The sequence below is a fragment of the Aeromonas sp. R6-1 genome, assembly GCF_040908165.1.
Lineage (GTDB): Bacteria > Pseudomonadota > Gammaproteobacteria > Enterobacterales > Aeromonadaceae > Aeromonas > Aeromonas caviae.
On sequence record NZ_JBFODF010000039.1, the window covers coordinates 23,511 to 39,037 of the forward strand.

The 15,527-nt window shown below is 62.5% G+C and carries 13 protein-coding genes; 7 read left to right on the forward strand and 6 right to left on the reverse strand.

Annotated features, from left to right (window positions below; genetic code table 11):
- Positions 1–18: 18 nt before the first annotated feature.
- Positions 19–375: a DMT family protein gene (locus AB5Y68_RS11630; protein WP_010675200.1), complete on the reverse strand. Its 357-nt coding sequence runs from the start codon at positions 373–375 to the stop codon at positions 19–21.
- Positions 376–487: 112 nt separating this feature from the next.
- Between AB5Y68_RS11630 and AB5Y68_RS11635 the strand changes: the two genes are divergently transcribed.
- The 3 genes from AB5Y68_RS11635 (at position 488) to AB5Y68_RS11645 (ending at position 3,062) form a co-directional block, all read left to right on the forward strand.
- On the forward strand, positions 488–1,219 hold the full coding sequence (locus tag AB5Y68_RS11635; RefSeq protein ID WP_039041212.1) for an ABC transporter substrate-binding protein: 732 nt from the start codon (positions 488–490) through the stop codon (positions 1,217–1,219).
- Positions 1,220–1,294: 75 nt separating this feature from the next.
- The gene (gene btuC / locus AB5Y68_RS11640; protein WP_039041213.1) at positions 1,295–2,302 is read left to right on the forward strand and encodes a vitamin B12 ABC transporter permease BtuC; all 1,008 of its coding nucleotides are present in this window, start codon (positions 1,295–1,297) and stop codon (positions 2,300–2,302) included.
- The gene (locus AB5Y68_RS11645) at positions 2,289–3,062 is read left to right on the forward strand and encodes an ATP-binding cassette domain-containing protein (protein ID WP_039041214.1); all 774 of its coding nucleotides are present in this window, start codon (positions 2,289–2,291) and stop codon (positions 3,060–3,062) included. The genes btuC and AB5Y68_RS11645 overlap by 14 nt, the downstream gene beginning before the upstream one ends.
- A gap of 240 nt (positions 3,063–3,302) precedes the next feature.
- Here AB5Y68_RS11645 and AB5Y68_RS11650 read toward each other — a convergent pair whose 3' ends face one another.
- The gene (locus AB5Y68_RS11650) at positions 3,303–4,370 is read right to left on the reverse strand and encodes a 3-deoxy-7-phosphoheptulonate synthase (protein WP_041213104.1); all 1,068 of its coding nucleotides are present in this window, start codon (positions 4,368–4,370) and stop codon (positions 3,303–3,305) included.
- A 141-nt stretch (positions 4,371–4,511) separates the two neighbouring features.
- Between AB5Y68_RS11650 and AB5Y68_RS11655 the strand changes: the two genes are divergently transcribed.
- The gene (locus AB5Y68_RS11655; protein ID WP_039040385.1) at positions 4,512–4,892 is read left to right on the forward strand and encodes a diacylglycerol kinase; all 381 of its coding nucleotides are present in this window, start codon (positions 4,512–4,514) and stop codon (positions 4,890–4,892) included.
- A 78-nt stretch (positions 4,893–4,970) separates the two neighbouring features.
- On the opposite strand, the gene serA is transcribed toward AB5Y68_RS11655, so the two are convergent.
- The 4 genes from serA to AB5Y68_RS11675 form a co-directional block, all read right to left on the reverse strand.
- Positions 4,971–6,203: a phosphoglycerate dehydrogenase gene (gene serA, locus AB5Y68_RS11660; protein WP_039040384.1), complete on the reverse strand. Its 1,233-nt coding sequence runs from the start codon at positions 6,201–6,203 to the stop codon at positions 4,971–4,973.
- Between the two features lie 265 nt (positions 6,204–6,468).
- Positions 6,469–7,122 (reverse strand): ribose-5-phosphate isomerase RpiA, encoded by a 654-nt coding sequence (gene rpiA / locus AB5Y68_RS11665; RefSeq protein ID WP_039040383.1) that lies wholly within the window; start codon positions 7,120–7,122, stop codon positions 6,469–6,471.
- Positions 7,123–7,264: 142 nt separating this feature from the next.
- On the reverse strand, positions 7,265–7,861 hold the full coding sequence (locus AB5Y68_RS11670; RefSeq protein WP_039040382.1) for a 5-formyltetrahydrofolate cyclo-ligase: 597 nt from the start codon (positions 7,859–7,861) through the stop codon (positions 7,265–7,267).
- A 104-nt stretch (positions 7,862–7,965) separates the two neighbouring features.
- Positions 7,966–9,312, reverse strand: coding sequence for a Na+/H+ antiporter NhaC family protein (locus AB5Y68_RS11675; protein WP_039040381.1), 1,347 nt, complete (start codon positions 9,310–9,312; stop codon positions 7,966–7,968).
- Positions 9,313–9,628: 316 nt separating this feature from the next.
- On the opposite strand from AB5Y68_RS11675, the gene dapB reads away from it, so the two are divergent.
- The 3 genes from dapB (at position 9,629) to carB (ending at position 15,478) form a co-directional block, all read left to right on the forward strand.
- Complete coding sequence (gene dapB / locus AB5Y68_RS11680) at positions 9,629–10,441, forward strand: 4-hydroxy-tetrahydrodipicolinate reductase (protein ID WP_039040392.1); 813 nt, start codon at positions 9,629–9,631, stop codon at positions 10,439–10,441.
- A 659-nt stretch (positions 10,442–11,100) separates the two neighbouring features.
- On the forward strand, positions 11,101–12,237 hold the full coding sequence (gene carA, locus AB5Y68_RS11685; protein ID WP_010675189.1) for a glutamine-hydrolyzing carbamoyl-phosphate synthase small subunit: 1,137 nt from the start codon (positions 11,101–11,103) through the stop codon (positions 12,235–12,237).
- A 16-nt stretch (positions 12,238–12,253) separates the two neighbouring features.
- The gene (gene carB, locus AB5Y68_RS11690) at positions 12,254–15,478 is read left to right on the forward strand and encodes a carbamoyl-phosphate synthase large subunit (RefSeq protein ID WP_010675188.1); all 3,225 of its coding nucleotides are present in this window, start codon (positions 12,254–12,256) and stop codon (positions 15,476–15,478) included.
- Positions 15,479–15,527: the final 49 nt, after the last annotated feature.

Consider the following 15,527-nt stretch of genomic DNA (forward strand, 5'->3'; position numbering starts at 1 on the left):
TGGCTTGAGTGTACAGCCTCAGGCGCCGGTCAGTTTTTCGCGGAACACAAAAAAGACCGCGCCCAGGATGCACAGACCCGCCCAGAGGTAGTCCCACTTCAGATCTTCTTTCAGATAGAAGATGGAGAAGGGAACGAACACGGTGAGGGTGATCACCTCCTGCAGGATCTTGAGCTGGCCGACGGAGAGCACGGTGTGGCCGATGCGGTTGGCGGGCACCTGCAACAGGTATTCGAACAGGGCTATCCCCCAGCTCACCAGGGCGGCGATGATCCAGGGTTTGTGATTCATGCTCTTGAGATGGGCGTACCAGGCAAACGTCATGAAGACGTTGCTGCAGATGAGCAGGCCGATACTGGTCATGATGGGGTTCATTAGGTTCTCCTTTTAAATCAATGCATTTTATCTCGACTCCATGGGTTTTCATAAGTGGTGCTTGAGGGTATTTTTAGCTCACAAGGATGTAACAAAAGAAGGCGAAAGCTGGATGGGCAAGACAAGCTGGGGTGCGCTTTGTCTGTTGTTTGCCTGCTGGGCGCAAGGTGCGCCGACCCTGACGGTGGCCACCGATGTCTGGCCGCCGTTTCGCATGCTGGCAGAGAACGACGACTTCCAGGGGCTGGATATCGACATTCTGCGCCAGTTGCAGGCACGCAGCGGCATTGTGCTCACCCTCAAACGGGTGCCCTGGGGACGGGCACTCAAACAGATGCAGACCGGTCAGGCGGATCTGATGATAGGGCTGGCTCACACCGAGGAGCGGGCCGCTTTCATCGACTACCTGCAGCCGTCCTATTACCAGTGCCGGCCTGCCTTCTATGGCAAGCCCGCCGCCGTGGCCGGCCTCAGGCGCTACGAGGATCTGCGGGGCCGCGAGATAGGCTATGTGCTCAACTCCGCCTACTTCCCCCCCTTTGATGGCGACACCCAGCTCGACAAGCACGGGGTCCCCACCGAAGACCAGTTGCAGCGCATGGTGGAGCGGGGCCACCTGCCCCTGATGATAGGGACCGACTGCCAGGTGGATTACGCCCTGAGCCAGCGCAACGACGCCGGCCTCGTCAAGGCGCCCTTCCAGCCCCCCAACCCGGTGGTGCTCTACCTCGGGATGAGCAAGCACTCACCCCACCATGAGCTGGGCCCCAAGCTGGCGCAGGCGTTGCAAGCCATGGTGGAGAGCGGCGAGATAGCGGCGCTGGCCAAGCCCTACCAGCCTTGACCTTGGGTGGTAACGCGCTGTTATCATGCAGCTTTCCTGCCTGCCCCCCGGCGGGCCTCGCTTCTTGGGGATCCCGTGTATCTCGCTCTCATCCGTCGCCAGCAGCGCTGGCAGCGCCGCTGGCTGCTCCTGCTGTCGTTGCTGACCCTGGCCCTGTTCCTGCTCTCCCTCGCCCTCGGGGAGTTCGTGCTGCTGCCCTGGCAGCCGCTGGGGGATCTGGAGCTGCGCATCCTGCTGGAGCTGCGCCTGCCGCGCGCCCTGCTGGCCCTGCTGGCGGGGGCCTCCCTTGCCTGCGGCGGTGCCGTGCTCCAGGTGATGCTGCACAACCCGGTGGCGGAACCCGGCCTGCTCGGCGTCTCGAGCGGCGCTGGCCTCGCCGCCATGGTGGCGATGGCGGTGGCCAAGGGGCTCGGGCTCTATCTGCCGGGCTGGGGGCTGTCGCTGGCGGCCTTTGGCGGTGCCCTGGTGGTGACCATGCTGCTCATCCGTCTCGCACGCCGGGCACGGCTCGGCCATGGGCGGCTGCTGCTGTTCGGGGTCGCCATCGGCATCCTCACCAATGCGGCCATGACCTGGCTGATGTATTTCGCCGACGACGGCGCCTTGCGGGAATTCATGTTCTGGATGATGGGCAGCCTCGCCTACGGCAGCCAGCAGCTCGCCTGGTGGTGGCTGGTGCTGCCCCTCACCCTCGGCTGGCTCTGCTGGCAGGGGCGGGCACTGCAACAACTGCTGCTGGGGGAGACCCAGGCCCGCCTTATGGGGCTGAACGTGGACAGCATGCGGGTACGCCTGGTGCTGGCGGTCTGTCTGCTCACCGGGGTGGCGGTCTCCCTGTGCGGCGTCATCGGCTTCGTCGGCCTGGTGGTGCCTCACCTGCTGCGCCTGTGCGGTGGCAGCGATCAGCGCTTCCTGCTGCCCGCCTCGGCGCTGGGGGGCGGCGCCCTGCTGCTCGGGGCCGATCTGGTGGCCCGCTCGGCGCTGCACGCCGGTGAACTGCCCATCGGGGTCATCACCGCCTCGGTGGGCGCCCCGCTCTTTATCTATCTGCTGCTGAGGCAAGATGCCGATGTGTCCCGCTGATCCCGCCCCCTGGCGGCTGGAGGCCCGCGCCCTGGCCATCCCCCATCGCCTCGCCCCCCTGGATCTGGCCTGGTCCGGTGGTCAGCTGGTGGCCCTGCTCGGCCCCAACGGCAGCGGCAAGTCCTCCCTGCTCGGGGCCCTGGCGGGCCTGCTGCCCGCCGATGGCGCCGTCTTGCTGGGGGGAGAGGCCATCACGACCCTGAGCTGGCCCGAGCTTGCAATGCGGCGCGCCATGCTGCCCCAGCGCCAGCCCCAGCTGTTCCACATCCCGGTGTTCCAGGTGCTGAGCCTGGGGCTGGAGGAGGGGGGCCCCGATGCCCAGGCGCAGGCGGTAGCGGATGTGTGCGACGCCCTGGAACTGGCTCCTCTGCTGGCACGGGACTTCAGCCGCTTGTCCGGGGGGGAGCAGCAGCGGGTGCTGATCGCCCGCACCCTGCTGCAACTGTGGCCAAGCCTCAATCCGACCGGGCGGGTGCTGCTGCTGGACGAACCCCTGGCGGGGCTGGATCTGCATCACCAGATGGCGCTGCTGCGACTGCTCAAGCAACTGGCCGCGCAGGGATTGCTGGTGGTGGTGGCCATCCACGACATCAATCTGGCCATCGACTGGGCGGATCGCGTGCTCTGCCTGCAACAGGGCCGCGTGGTGGGGGAAGGGGACGTCGGGATCATCGACGAGGCGCTGCTGGAGCGGGTGTTCCAGATCCGTACCGATCGTATCGAGGCGGCCGGCCGCACCTGGTTTATGCCGAGTCTTTGAGAACGGGGCGCAGAGGAGAGATAGCGTTTGTAGGGGCGATTAGCGAAGCGTAATCGGCCGCCTGCAAGAATAAGGGGCCAGTATCAGGAATACTGGCCCCTTTGCTTTTATTCGCTGTTCAGCCCAGCTTGTCCAGCCGCACCTGGGCGGCTTCTGCCAGCATGGCCAGCAGGGTTTCGGTGTCACTCCACGACAGACAGGCATCGGTGATGCTCTGGCCGAAGGATGATGGCGCAGCCGTTAACCCTGGCGGGTTTTCTCCAGCCGCACCTGGGCGGCTTCTGCCAGCATGGCCAGCAGGGTTTCGGTGTCACTCCACGACAGACAGGCATCGGTGATGCTCTGGCCGAAGGTGGCGGCACAGCCGTTCTCCACGTCCTGACGCCCTTCCACCAGGAAGCTCTCGGCCATGATGCCGGCGATGCCGGTGCGGCCGCGGCGCAGCTGATCGCAGATATCCTGGGCCACCAGCAGTTGGCGGCGGTGATCCTTCATGCTGTTGCCGTGGCTGAAGTCCACCACCAGGCGCTCAGGCAGGCCCACCTGGGCCAGAGCCTCGCACGCCTCGTCGATGCTGGCGGTGTCGTAGTTGGGCCTGTGGCCGCCGCGCAGGATCACGTGGCCGTAGGGGTTGCCGGCGGTGCGGTAGATGGTCATCTTGCCGTCCTTGTCCGGGGAGTAGAAGATGTGGCTGTGACGGGCGGCGCGCACCGCATCGATGGCGATGCGGGTGTTGCCGTCGGTGCCGTTCTTGAACCCCACCGGGCAGGAGAGGGCGGAGGCCATCTCCCGGTGAACCTGGGACTCGGTGGTGCGCGCGCCGATGGCGCCCCAGGTGATGAGATCGCTGATGTACTGGCCGGTCACCATGTCGAGGAACTCGGTGGCGGTGGGCATGCCGGTCTCGTTGATGTCCACCAGCAGTTTGCGGGCCAGTTTGAGCCCTTCATTGACGTCGAAACTGCCGTCCAGGCGCGGATCATTGATGAGCCCCTTCCAGCCGACGATGGTACGTGGCTTCTCGAAGTAGGTGCGCATCACGATGCACAGGCTCTCTTTGTACTCTTCACGCAGGGTGTTCAGACGCAGAGCGTATTCGTGGGCGGCGGCGGGATCGTGGATGGAGCAGGGGCCGACGATGACCAGCAGGCGCTGATCCTCACCGGACAGAATGGCTTCCACTTGGCGGCGGGCATCCAGCAGGTTCTGGGCGATGGTGTCGGTTAACGGGAAGGCGTGCGCCAGCTCGCTGGGGGTGATCAGGGCCTCCAGGCGACGGGTGCGCAATTCATCGGTGTGAATGGACATACGACTCAATTCTCGAGTGGATAAGGTGGGCGGGATGCCAAAATGCAAGGGAATAAAATAAAGCAAAAGTCACCCGATGGAAACCTTGGGCGGCTCTGATAGGATGTGAACCCAAAAGCCATTTCAAATGAGGTAGTTATCGTGGCAAAGCCAGGCGCGACCGGGATCACCCGCATCATCAACGCAACCGGTTACAGCATGAAAGGTCTCAAATCGGCCTGGATCAACGAGGCCGCCTTCCGCCAGGAGCTGCTGCTCATCCTGCTGCTGATGCCGCTGGCATTCTGGATAGGTGACTCCCTCAACGAGATCCTGCTGCTCGTCTGTATCAGCTGGCTGGTGGTGATCGTCGAGGTACTCAACTCCGCCGTGGAGGCGGTAGTGGATCGCATCGGCTCCGAGCATCACGAACTCTCGGGCCGCGCCAAGGATCTGGGCTCCGCCGCCGTCTTCATCGCCCTGGCCCTCAATGCCCTGGTGTGGGGCGCCCTGGTGGGCCGCAACCTGCTGGGCTGGTGGTAGGTTGCGAGAGCAAGCTTTCTTCTGACATAAAAAAGCCCGTCATCACGACGGGCTTTTTACTGCGCAGATAAGGGCTTATCAGTGCAGGATCCGGGCACGGATGGTGCCATTGATCTCTTTGAGACGGGCCAGGGCCTTCTCGCTGTGCTCGGTTTCGACGTCGATGACTACGTAACCGATCTCGCTGCTGGTCTGCAGGTACTGACCGGCGATGTTGATCCCCTCGTCGGCGAAGATCTGGTTGATCTGGTTCATCACGCCGGGCTGGTTGCGGTGAATGTGCAGCAGGCGGCTGGAGCCCTTGTGGCCGGGCAGGGAGACTTCCGGGAAGTTGACCGCGGAGAGGGTGGAGCCGTTGTCGGAGTATTTGACCAGCTTGTTGGCCACTTCCAGACCGATGTTCTCCTGGGCTTCCTGGGTGGAGCCGCCGATGTGGGGGGTCAGGATCACGTTGTCCAGGCCGCGCAGCGGGGTGAGGAACTCCTCGTCGTTGGACTTGGGCTCCACCGGGAAGACGTCGATGGCGGCGCCGGAGAGGTGGCCGCTCTTGATGACGTCGGCCAGGGCGTCGATGTCCACCACGGTGCCGCGGGAGGCGTTGATGAAGATGGCGCCCGGTTTCATCATGCGCAGTTGCTCTGCACCGATGAGATCCTTGGTGGAGGCGGTTTCCGGTACGTGCAGGCTGATGACGTCAGACATGTTGAGCAGCTCCACCAGGTTCGGCACCTGGATGGCGTTGCCAAGGGAGAGCTTGTTCTCGATGTCGTAGTAATAGACCTTCATGCCGATCATCTCGGCGATGATGCCAAGCTGGGTGCCGATGTGGCCGTAGCCGATGATGCCGAGCTTCTTGCCGCGGGCTTCGACGCTGCGGTTGGCCAGCTTCTCCCAGACGCCGCGATGGCACTTGGCGTTCTTCTCGGGAATGCCGCGCAGCAGCAGCAGGATCTCCCCCAGTACCAGTTCGGCCACGGAGCGGGTGTTGGAGAAGGGGGCGTTGAAGACGGGGATGCCGCGCACGTGAGCGGCGTCGAGGGAGACCTGGTTGGTGCCGATGCAGAAGCAGCCGATGGCCACCAGCTTGGTGGCAGCATCCAGCACCTTCTCGGTGATCTGGGTGCGTGAACGCAGGCCCACGAAATGCACGTCACGAATGCGCTCGATCAACTCCTCTTCCGACAGGGACGTCTTCAGATATTCCACATTGGTGTAGCCGGCTGCCCGAAAGGTCTCCACCGTGTTGGGATGGACTCCCTCCAGCAGCAGTACCTTGATCTTATCCTTGTCCAGCGAAAACTTGGCTGTCATGACGTTCCCTCTATTGTTTTGAAAAATGCGTTCAGGCTTGCAGTGTGAAGAAAACCGTAAAGTAGCAAAAACGTTTGGGAGAGGGAATATTTGTGACGAAAGTCAAATTCTTTGAAGTTATCAACGATTGTTGCAGATGTGCTGCTACAAGCCATTGAGGGATAACCAGAAACGGCGCCATGAGGCGCCGTTGTCCATTTGGGGCAGTCAGATTGACTGACCTGGGCGGGGGCTTGCCCGGAGGGAGAGGTCCGGGGAGCGGGCCTTAGTTGGTGATCACACCCTCGGGGGTGCCGATCAGCACAACGTCGGCGCCACGGTGGGCGAACAGGCCGTTGGTGACCACGCCCACGATGCTGTTGAGGCGGGTTTCAAGAGCCTTGGCATCGGTGATGGCCATGCCCTTGACGTCCAGGATGATGTTGCCGTTGTCGGTCACCACCCCTTCACGCCACACCGGGTTGCCGCCAAGGGCGCGGATCTCGCGGGCCACGTATTCGCGGGCCATGGGGATCACTTCCACCGGCAGGGGGAAGGTGCCCAGCACGTCGACGGTCTTGGTATTGTCGATGATGCAGATGAACTGGTCGGCCACGGCGGCGACGATCTTCTCGCGGGTCAGGGCGGCGCCGCCCCCCTTGATCATGTCGCGGCTGGCGTTGATCTCGTCGGCGCCATCCACGTAGACGGAGAGGGCATCGATGTCGTTGAGGTCAAACACCGGGATGCCGAGACCCTTGAGGCGCTCGGTGGAGGCGATGGAGCTCGACACCGCGCCCTTGATCTGGTCTTTCATGGTCGCCAGTGCGTCGATGAAGTGATTGACGGTAGAGCCGGTGCCCACCCCGACGATGGTGCCGGGTACCACGTATTTGAGCGCAGCCCAACCGGCCGCCTTCTTCATTTCATCTTGAGTCATGATGGATCCTTATGGAAAAAGCGGGCGCATTATATCCAAGCATCCCCCCCAGAGCGACCATGGTGCTCACGTTCCGGCGCAAAAATCCCCAAGATGTAAATCGTTTGCCTGTTTATTGAACCGAAGGGGGCGCCCCGTCTGATCAGGCAAAGTGCCAGCTGCGGCTGGGGGTGATGATCTGGGGGAGCGGCACGTCCCACTGCTCCCGGGGGACGGCATCCACCTGCTGGCAGTCGTGGGCGAGCCCCAGGGGTCTTGGGCCGAGCTGGTGCTCGTGCCAGCAGGCGAGGGTGCGATCGTAGTAGCCGCCCCCCATGCCGAGGCGGTTGCCAGCCTCATCGAAGGCCACCAGCGGGGTGCAGATGATGTCCAGCATGCTGTGGGGCAGCACCTGCTGCACGTCGAGCTCGGGCTCGGCGATGCCGTAGCGGTTGCGGGTCATGGGGGTGGTGGCGGTGTAGCGCAAGAAGAGCAGGTGACCCGGGGTGAAGGGGTGTAGCACCGGCAGGTAGACCTCCTTTTGCCGGGCCCACAGCCAGTGGATGGCGGGCAGGGGATCGAGCTCCCCGTCGTTGGCCAGATAGAGGGCGATGCGCCTGGCCGCGAGGATGCCGGGGTGTTCCTGGAAGCGTTCGACCAGCTGTTGGGCCGCCGCCTGCTGCTCGGCCTGGCTCAGGCTTTTTCTGCGCTGGCGAATGAGCTGGCGCAGGTTCTGGCGTTCGGGTTGGGTATCCGGCATGGGGACTCCTGGGCAAAGGTGGGCTGGCGCTACCTTAGCAAGGGGCCGACGGGATGAAAAGCCGATGGCGGGGCCGCCAGCCGGGCGGCCCCTGAGGTCGGGCGTCAGGAACGGTGGGGGGCGGGAGCCACTGCCCCCATCTGGTGCTTGAGGAAGACGGCCACGATGGCGGCCAGGGCCAGCGCCATGGGGTAGAAGCTCATGCTCACGACCAGGATCGGCGAGAGGGCGAAGATGGAACCCAGCAGCAGCGCCTGGGCGCCCCAGGGGATGAGCCCCTGTACCACGCAGGAGAAGATGTCCAGCATGGAGGCGGCGCGGCGCGGGGTGACCCCGTGATGGTCCGCCAGATCCCTGGCCACCTTGCTCGCGACTATGATGGCCACGGTGTTGTTGGCGGTGCACAGGTTGGTGAGGCTCACCACGCCGGCGATGCCGAGCTCGGCCGCCTTCTCGTTCTGTTCGCCATCGTGGTGGCGGGTGAAGCGGGCAATCAGGGCGGCGATGCGCTCACTTATCCAGGCGAGCCCCCCCTGGCGTTCCATCAGGGCACCCAGACCGCCGATGAGCATGGAGAGCAGGAAGATCTCCTGCATGCTGGTAAAGCCCTGATAGATGTCCTTGCTGAACTGGCCGAGAGAGTAGCTGCCAAGCAGCCCCACGCCACCGGCCGCCAGGATGCCGAGCCCCAGTACCATGAAGACGTTCATGCCAGAGAGGGCCAGCACCAGGATCAGCAGATAGGGGGCGACCTTGAGCAAGTCCGCCTCGGCGGTGGGGGCCGGCGCTTCACCGGTGGAGCCCAGCACCAGATAGAGCAGGATCACCAGCACGGCGGCGGGGGCGGCAATCTTGATGTTCTCGCGAAACTTGTCCTTCATCTCGCAGCCCTGGCTGCGGGTGGCGGCGATGGTGGTGTCTGAGATGATGGAGAGATTGTCCCCGAACATGGCGCCGGAGAGGATGGTCCCCGCCATCAGCATCGGATCGATGCCGGCGGCCTGGGCGACGCCCAGCGCCACCGGTGCCACGGCGCCGATGGTGCCCATGGAGGTACCCATGGCGGTGGCAATGAAGGCAGAGATGAGGAAGAGCCCCGGCAGCAGGCACCAGCCCGGAATGAGGGAGAGGCCGAGGGCGACCGTGGCATCCACCCCGCCGGTGGCCTTGGCCACGGTGGCGAAGGCGCCCGCCAGCAAATAGATGAGGCACATGGCCATGATGTTGCTCTCGCCCACCCCCTTGAAGAAGGTCTCGAGGTTCTTGTTGAACCCCTCGCGTCCCATCAGCAGGGCCAGCATGACGGCGGGCAGGGCGGCAACGGGGGCGGGGAGCTGGTAGAAGGCGAACTCGACCCCCTGCAGGGTCAGCCAGGTACCGGTACCGATGAAGAGGGCAAGAAAGACCAGAAGGGGCAGCAGGGCTCTGGCACGGGGTTGGGTCTGGATCATGTGTTCCTCGAAACTTGAACAATGACCTCCTGTCGTTGCCTGTGGCGCCTCCAGGGCGGGCACAGGGCGGGCATCCTGCCACCATGGGGGGCCAACAGTAGTGAGTCGGCCCGCCCGGGTCAAGATAGCCGTCCAGATGGATAGGGCTTTTTGCTTCGTGATTCTGACTTGTCTGGTTATTTCGTTATTTATTCTGTTTTTATTGAATTTATCGTTTAAATGTCGGGGTGGTTTGGCGGGCCAGATCGGGCTTTTCAAAGGGGACGCGGGCTGGTAAAACGGTCTCTTTCCATAATAAAGAGATGAGAGGGTGGAGATGGACAATCCGATCCGTGTGGCCGTGATGGGCTGTAATGGTCGTATGGGCAAGGTGTTGCTGGAGGCTATCGCCAACGCCGAGGGCGTGGTGGTGGGAGCGGCGCTGGAACGACCGGGCTCTGCCGTGATCGGTCTGGATGCGGGTGAACTCAACGGCCTGGGGCGCCTTGGCGTCATCATCAGCGACAGTCTGGAGAAGGTGAAGGACGAATTCGATCTCATCATCGACTTCACCCGCCCCGAGGTGACCCTGGCGAACCTCGCCTTTGCACTGGCGCATGGCAAGCGGATGGTGATCGGCACCACCGGCTTTAACGAGGCGGGCAAGGCGGCCCTGCACGAGGCGGGCAAGCAGATCGGCATCGTCTTCGCCTCCAACTACTCGGTCGGGGTCAACCTGGTGTTCAAGCTGTTGGAGCAGGCGGCCAGGGTGATGGGGGAGTACACCGACATCGAGATCATCGAGGGGCACCACAGACACAAGGTGGATGCACCGTCCGGCACCGCGCTCTCCATGGGGGAAGTGGTGGCGAAAACCCTGGGCCGGGATCTGAAAGAGTGCGCCGTCTATGGCCGTGAGGGGATCACCGGTGAGCGGGATCGCAACACCATCGGCTTTGCCACCATCCGCGCCGGCGATCTGGTGGGGGAGCACACCGTCATGTTCGCCGACATCGGCGAGCGGGTCGAGATCAGCCACAAGGCTTCCAGCCGTCTGACCTTCGCCAACGGTGCAGTGCGGGCGGGCAAGTGGCTCGGCCAGCAAGGGGCTGGTCTCTATGACATGCAGGATGTGCTCGGTCTGAAATAAACCGTCTTCAGGGGGAGTGCAGACTCTCGTACTGGTTGCCAAACCCCGGTCCGCCGGGGTTTTTTGTCACTTTTTTGTAGAAATGAGCCTTAATCATCGCTTTTTGAGTGAACCTCGCTAAATCCTGCCATTCTTACAAGCCTGCCACCCTCTTGCGACAAAAATGTCATCAAGGGGTAACGGGTTTGGGTCTCAATATTCCCCTGCGGGGGGCATTTTGCCCTGATGTGAAATAGACTAAAAATGCAATCTAGGAAAAACGTTTTCTATTCTTTGCGTTCACTTTTCTGGCTTCAAATGGTGTTTTTGCTGTTGTGTTGTTTGTTTTTTAATTTTCTATCTTGCTGTTTATTAAGTGATAAATATGGATTTTTGTGCGTTGCATGGCGTCGGGTGCCGCTTTGTGGTCTGTGTTTGGCTTTTCTTTTTGAAGAGGGGGTTGCAAAGCGAGTGAGTGCATAGATAATGGGTAATGTTGCTTGTTTATTGAATTTAGATGCATTTCAAACGAGAAAAGACGTTGAAATGAGATCGTTTTTAAGTAGAATGCGCCCAATTTGCCAGAAATCTGCCGGGTTCGAGTCCTGTCAAAGACCGGAACCGAGCCCGCAACACCCAGGTAAATTGCTGAATTTAAAGCTAAATAACTGGAGGTTGTCTTGAATCACACTGCATTGCTAGTGCTGGAAGATGGAACTGTGTTCAAAGGCGTGTCGATAGGCGCCGAGGGATGTTCCGTTGGTGAAGTGGTTTTCAACACGTCGATGACGGGTTATCAGGAAATCCTCACAGATCCCTCCTATTCCCGTCAGATCGTTACCCTCACTTACCCCCATATAGGCAACACCGGCACCAACAGCGAAGATGAAGAGTCCAGTCAGGTCCATGCTCAGGGCCTCATCATCCGGGACCTTCCGATACTGGCCTCCAACTTCCGCAATCAGCAATCCCTCTCCGATTACCTCAAGTCTCACAACATCGTTGGCATCGCCGACATCGACACCCGCAAGCTGACCCGCATCCTGCGTGAAAAAGGCGCCCAGGCCGGTTGCATCCTGGCCGGCAAGCAGCTCGATGAAGCCCATGCCCTCGAACAGGCCCGCGCCTTCCCCGGTTTGAAGGGGATGGACCTGGCCAAGGAAGTGACCGTGAGCGAATCCTACAGCTGGACTGAAGGCAGCTGGCAGCTCGGCAAGGGTCACGTCACCCCGGCGGCCGATGAGCTGAAATACCACGTGGTGGCCTACGACTTCGGCGTGAAGCGCAACATCCTGCGCATGCTGGTGGACCGTGGCTGCCGCCTGACCGTGGTGCCGGCCAAGACCCCGGCCGCCGAGGTACTGGCGATGAACCCGGATGGCATCTTCCTCTCCAACGGCCCCGGCGACCCCGAGCCGTGCGACTACGCCATCGAAGCTATCAAGGCTTTCCTTGATACCAGCACCCCTGTGTTCGGTATCTGCCTGGGCCACCAGTTGCTGGGCCTGGCCTCCGGCGCCAAGACCATCAAGATGAAGTTCGGCCACCACGGTGCCAACCACCCGGTGAAGAGTCTGGACGACAACACCGTGATGATCACCGCCCAGAACCACGGCTTTGCAGTGGACGAGCAGACCCTGCCCGAGTGCCTGCGTGCCACCCACGTCTCCCTGTTCGATGGGTCGCTCCAGGGCATCCATCGCACCGACCGTCCGGCCTTCAGCTTCCAGGGTCACCCCGAAGCGAGCCCGGGCCCGCACGATTGTGCCGGTCTGTTCGACCACTTTATTGAATTGATTAAGCAGTATCGCGCCTAAGAGGATAAAGAGAGCCATGCCAAAACGTAACGACCTACAGAGCATCCTGATCCTCGGCGCCGGCCCCATCGTCATCGGTCAGGCCTGCGAATTCGACTACTCCGGCGCCCAGGCGTGCAAGGCCCTGAAAGAAGAGGGCTACCGCGTCATCCTGGTGAACTCCAACCCGGCCACCATCATGACCGACCCGGAGATGGCCGACGCCACCTACATCGAGCCCATCACCTGGGAAGTGGTGCGCGAGATCATCAAGAAAGAGCGCCCGGACGCCATCCTGCCCACCATGGGTGGTCAGACTGCGCTGAACTGCGCCCTGGCGCTGGAGCAGCATGGCGTGCTCAAGGAGTTCGGTGTCGAGATGATCGGCGCCACCGCCGACGCCATCGACAAGGCCGAGGATCGCTCCCGCTTTGACAAGGCCATGCGCAGCATCGGTCTCGAGTGCCCCCGTGCCGGCATCGCCCACAACATGGAAGAGGCCTGGGGCGTGCAGCAGATGGTAGGCTTCCCCTGCATCATCCGTCCCTCCTTTACCATGGGTGGCTCGGGCGGCGGCATCGCCTACAACACCGAAGAGTTCGTGGAGATCTGCGAGCGCGGTCTGGATCTCTCCCCGACCAAGGAGCTGCTCATCGACGAGTCGCTCATCGGCTGGAAAGAGTACGAGATGGAAGTGGTGCGGGATCGCAACGACAACTGCATCATCGTCTGCGCCATCGAAAACTTCGACCCCATGGGCATCCACACCGGTGACTCCATCACGGTCGCGCCAGCCCAGACGCTGACCGACAAGGAGTACCAGATCATGCGCAACGCCTCCATGGCGGTGCTGCGCGAGATCGGCGTCGAGACCGGCGGTTCCAACGTCCAGTTCGGCATCAACCCCAAAGACGGCCGCATGGTCATCATCGAGATGAACCCGCGGGTGTCGCGCTCCTCTGCGCTGGCCTCCAAGGCGACCGGCTTCCCCATCGCCAAGATCGCCGCCAAGCTCGCCATCGGTTACACCCTGGACGAGCTGATGAACGACATCACCGGCGGTCGCACCCCGGCCTCCTTCGAGCCGGCCATCGACTACGTGGTGACCAAGGTGCCGCGCTTCAACTTTGAGAAGTTTGCTGGCGCCAACGACCGTCTGACCACCCAGATGAAGTCCGTCGGCGAAGTAATGGCCATCGGCCGCAACTTCCAGGAGTCCCTGCACAAGGCCCTGCGTGGCCTCGAGACCGGCAAGACCGGCTTCGATCCCATGGTTGACCTGAACGCCCCCGACTCCCTGACCCGCATCCGTCACGAGCTGCAGGATGCCGGTGCCGAGCGCATCTTCTACATCGCCGACGCCTTCCGCGCCGGCCTCTCCATGGACGGCGTGTTCAAGCTGACCAAGATTGACCCCTGGTTCCTGGTGCAGATTGAAGAGCTGGTGAAACTGGAAGAGCAGGTGAAAGAGCGCGGCATGGCCGGTCTCGACGCCGACTTCCTGCGCGCCCTCAAGCGCAAGGGCTTTGCCGACGCCCGTCTGGCCAAGATCCTCGGCGTGGCCGAAGGGGAAGTGCGTAAATTGCGTGCCCGCCACAACATCTTCCCGGTCTACAAGCGGGTCGATACCTGCGCGGCCGAGTTCGCTACCAACACCGCCTACATGTACTCCAGCTACGACGAGGAGTGCGAGGCCAACCCCACCAACCGCGACAAGATCATGGTCATCGGTGGCGGCCCGAACCGTATCGGTCAGGGCATCGAGTTCGACTACTGCTGCGTACACGCGGCCCTGGCCCTGCGCGAAGACGGTTACGAGACCATCATGGTCAACTGCAACCCGGAAACCGTCTCCACCGACTACGACACCTCGGACCGTCTCTACTTCGAGCCGGTGACCCTGGAAGATGTGCTGGAAATCGTGCGGGTCGAGCAGCCCAAGGGCGTCATCGTCCAGTACGGCGGCCAGACTCCACTGAAACTGGCGCGGGCATTGGAAGCCAACGGCGTGCCGGTGATTGGTACCAGCCCGGATGCCATCGACCGCGCGGAAGATCGCGAGCGCTTCCAGTCCGCCGTCGAGCGCCTGGGGCTCAAGCAGCCGGAAAACGGCACCGTCACCGCCCTGGAGCAGGCCGTGCAACTGGCCACGCGCATCACCTATCCGCTGGTGGTTCGCCCCTCCTACGTGCTGGGTGGCCGCGCCATGGAAATCGTCTATGACGAGCAGGACCTGCGCCGCTACTTCGCCGAGGCAGTGAGCGTCTCCAACGAGTCGCCGGTGCTGCTGGACCGCTTCCTGGACGACGCCACCGAGGTGGACGTGGACGCCATCTGCGACGGCGTTGACGTGGTCATCGGCGGCATCATGGAGCACATCGAACAGGCCGGTATCCACTCCGGTGACTCCGCCTGCTCCCTGCCGCCCTACACCCTGTCCAAGGCCATTCAGGACGAGATGCGCGAGCAGGTGCGCAAGCTGGCGCTGGAACTCGGCGTGGTGGGCTTGATGAACGTGCAGTTCGCGGTGAAAGACAACGAGATTTACCTCATCGAGGTGAACCCCCGTGCCGCCCGTACCGTGCCCTTCGTCTCCAAGGCCACCGGTGCCCCGCTGGCCAAGATTGCCGCCCGCGTCATGGCCGGTCAGAGCCTGAAAGAACAGGGCTTCACCACCGAGATCATCCCGCCCTACTACTCGGTGAAGGAAGTGGTACTGCCGTTCGCCAAGTTCCCGGGTGTGGACCCGCTGCTGGGGCCGGAAATGCGCTCCACCGGTGAAGTCATGGGGGTGGGCAGCAGCTTCGCCGAGGCCTATGCCAAGGCGCAGCTGGGTGCCGGTCACCAGGTACCGAGCGAAGGTCGCGCCCTCTTGTCCGTTCGCCACGGCGACAAGGAGCGGGTGGTCAACCTGGCCGCCAAGCTGCTGGAGCTGGGCTATGACCTCGACGCCACCCACGGCACCGCCGTGACTCTGGGCGAGGCGAGCATCAACCCGCGTCTGGTCAATAAGGTGCACGAGGGTCGTCCGCACATTCTGGATCGCATCAAGAATGGCGAGTACACCTACATCGTCAACACCGCCGAGGGTCGTCAGGCCATCGAGGACTCCAAGCAGCTGCGCCGTGGCGCCCTGCAGCACAAGGTGGCCTACACCACCACGCTGCACGCGGCCTTCGCCACCTGCATGGCCATCAGTGTCGATGCCACCGCCAATGTGAACTCGGTGCAGGAGCTGCACGAGAAGGTGAACAACCGCTAAGAGCTCCGGCAGCACGCTGCCCGCTCGATGCACGCAAACCCCGCCAGCA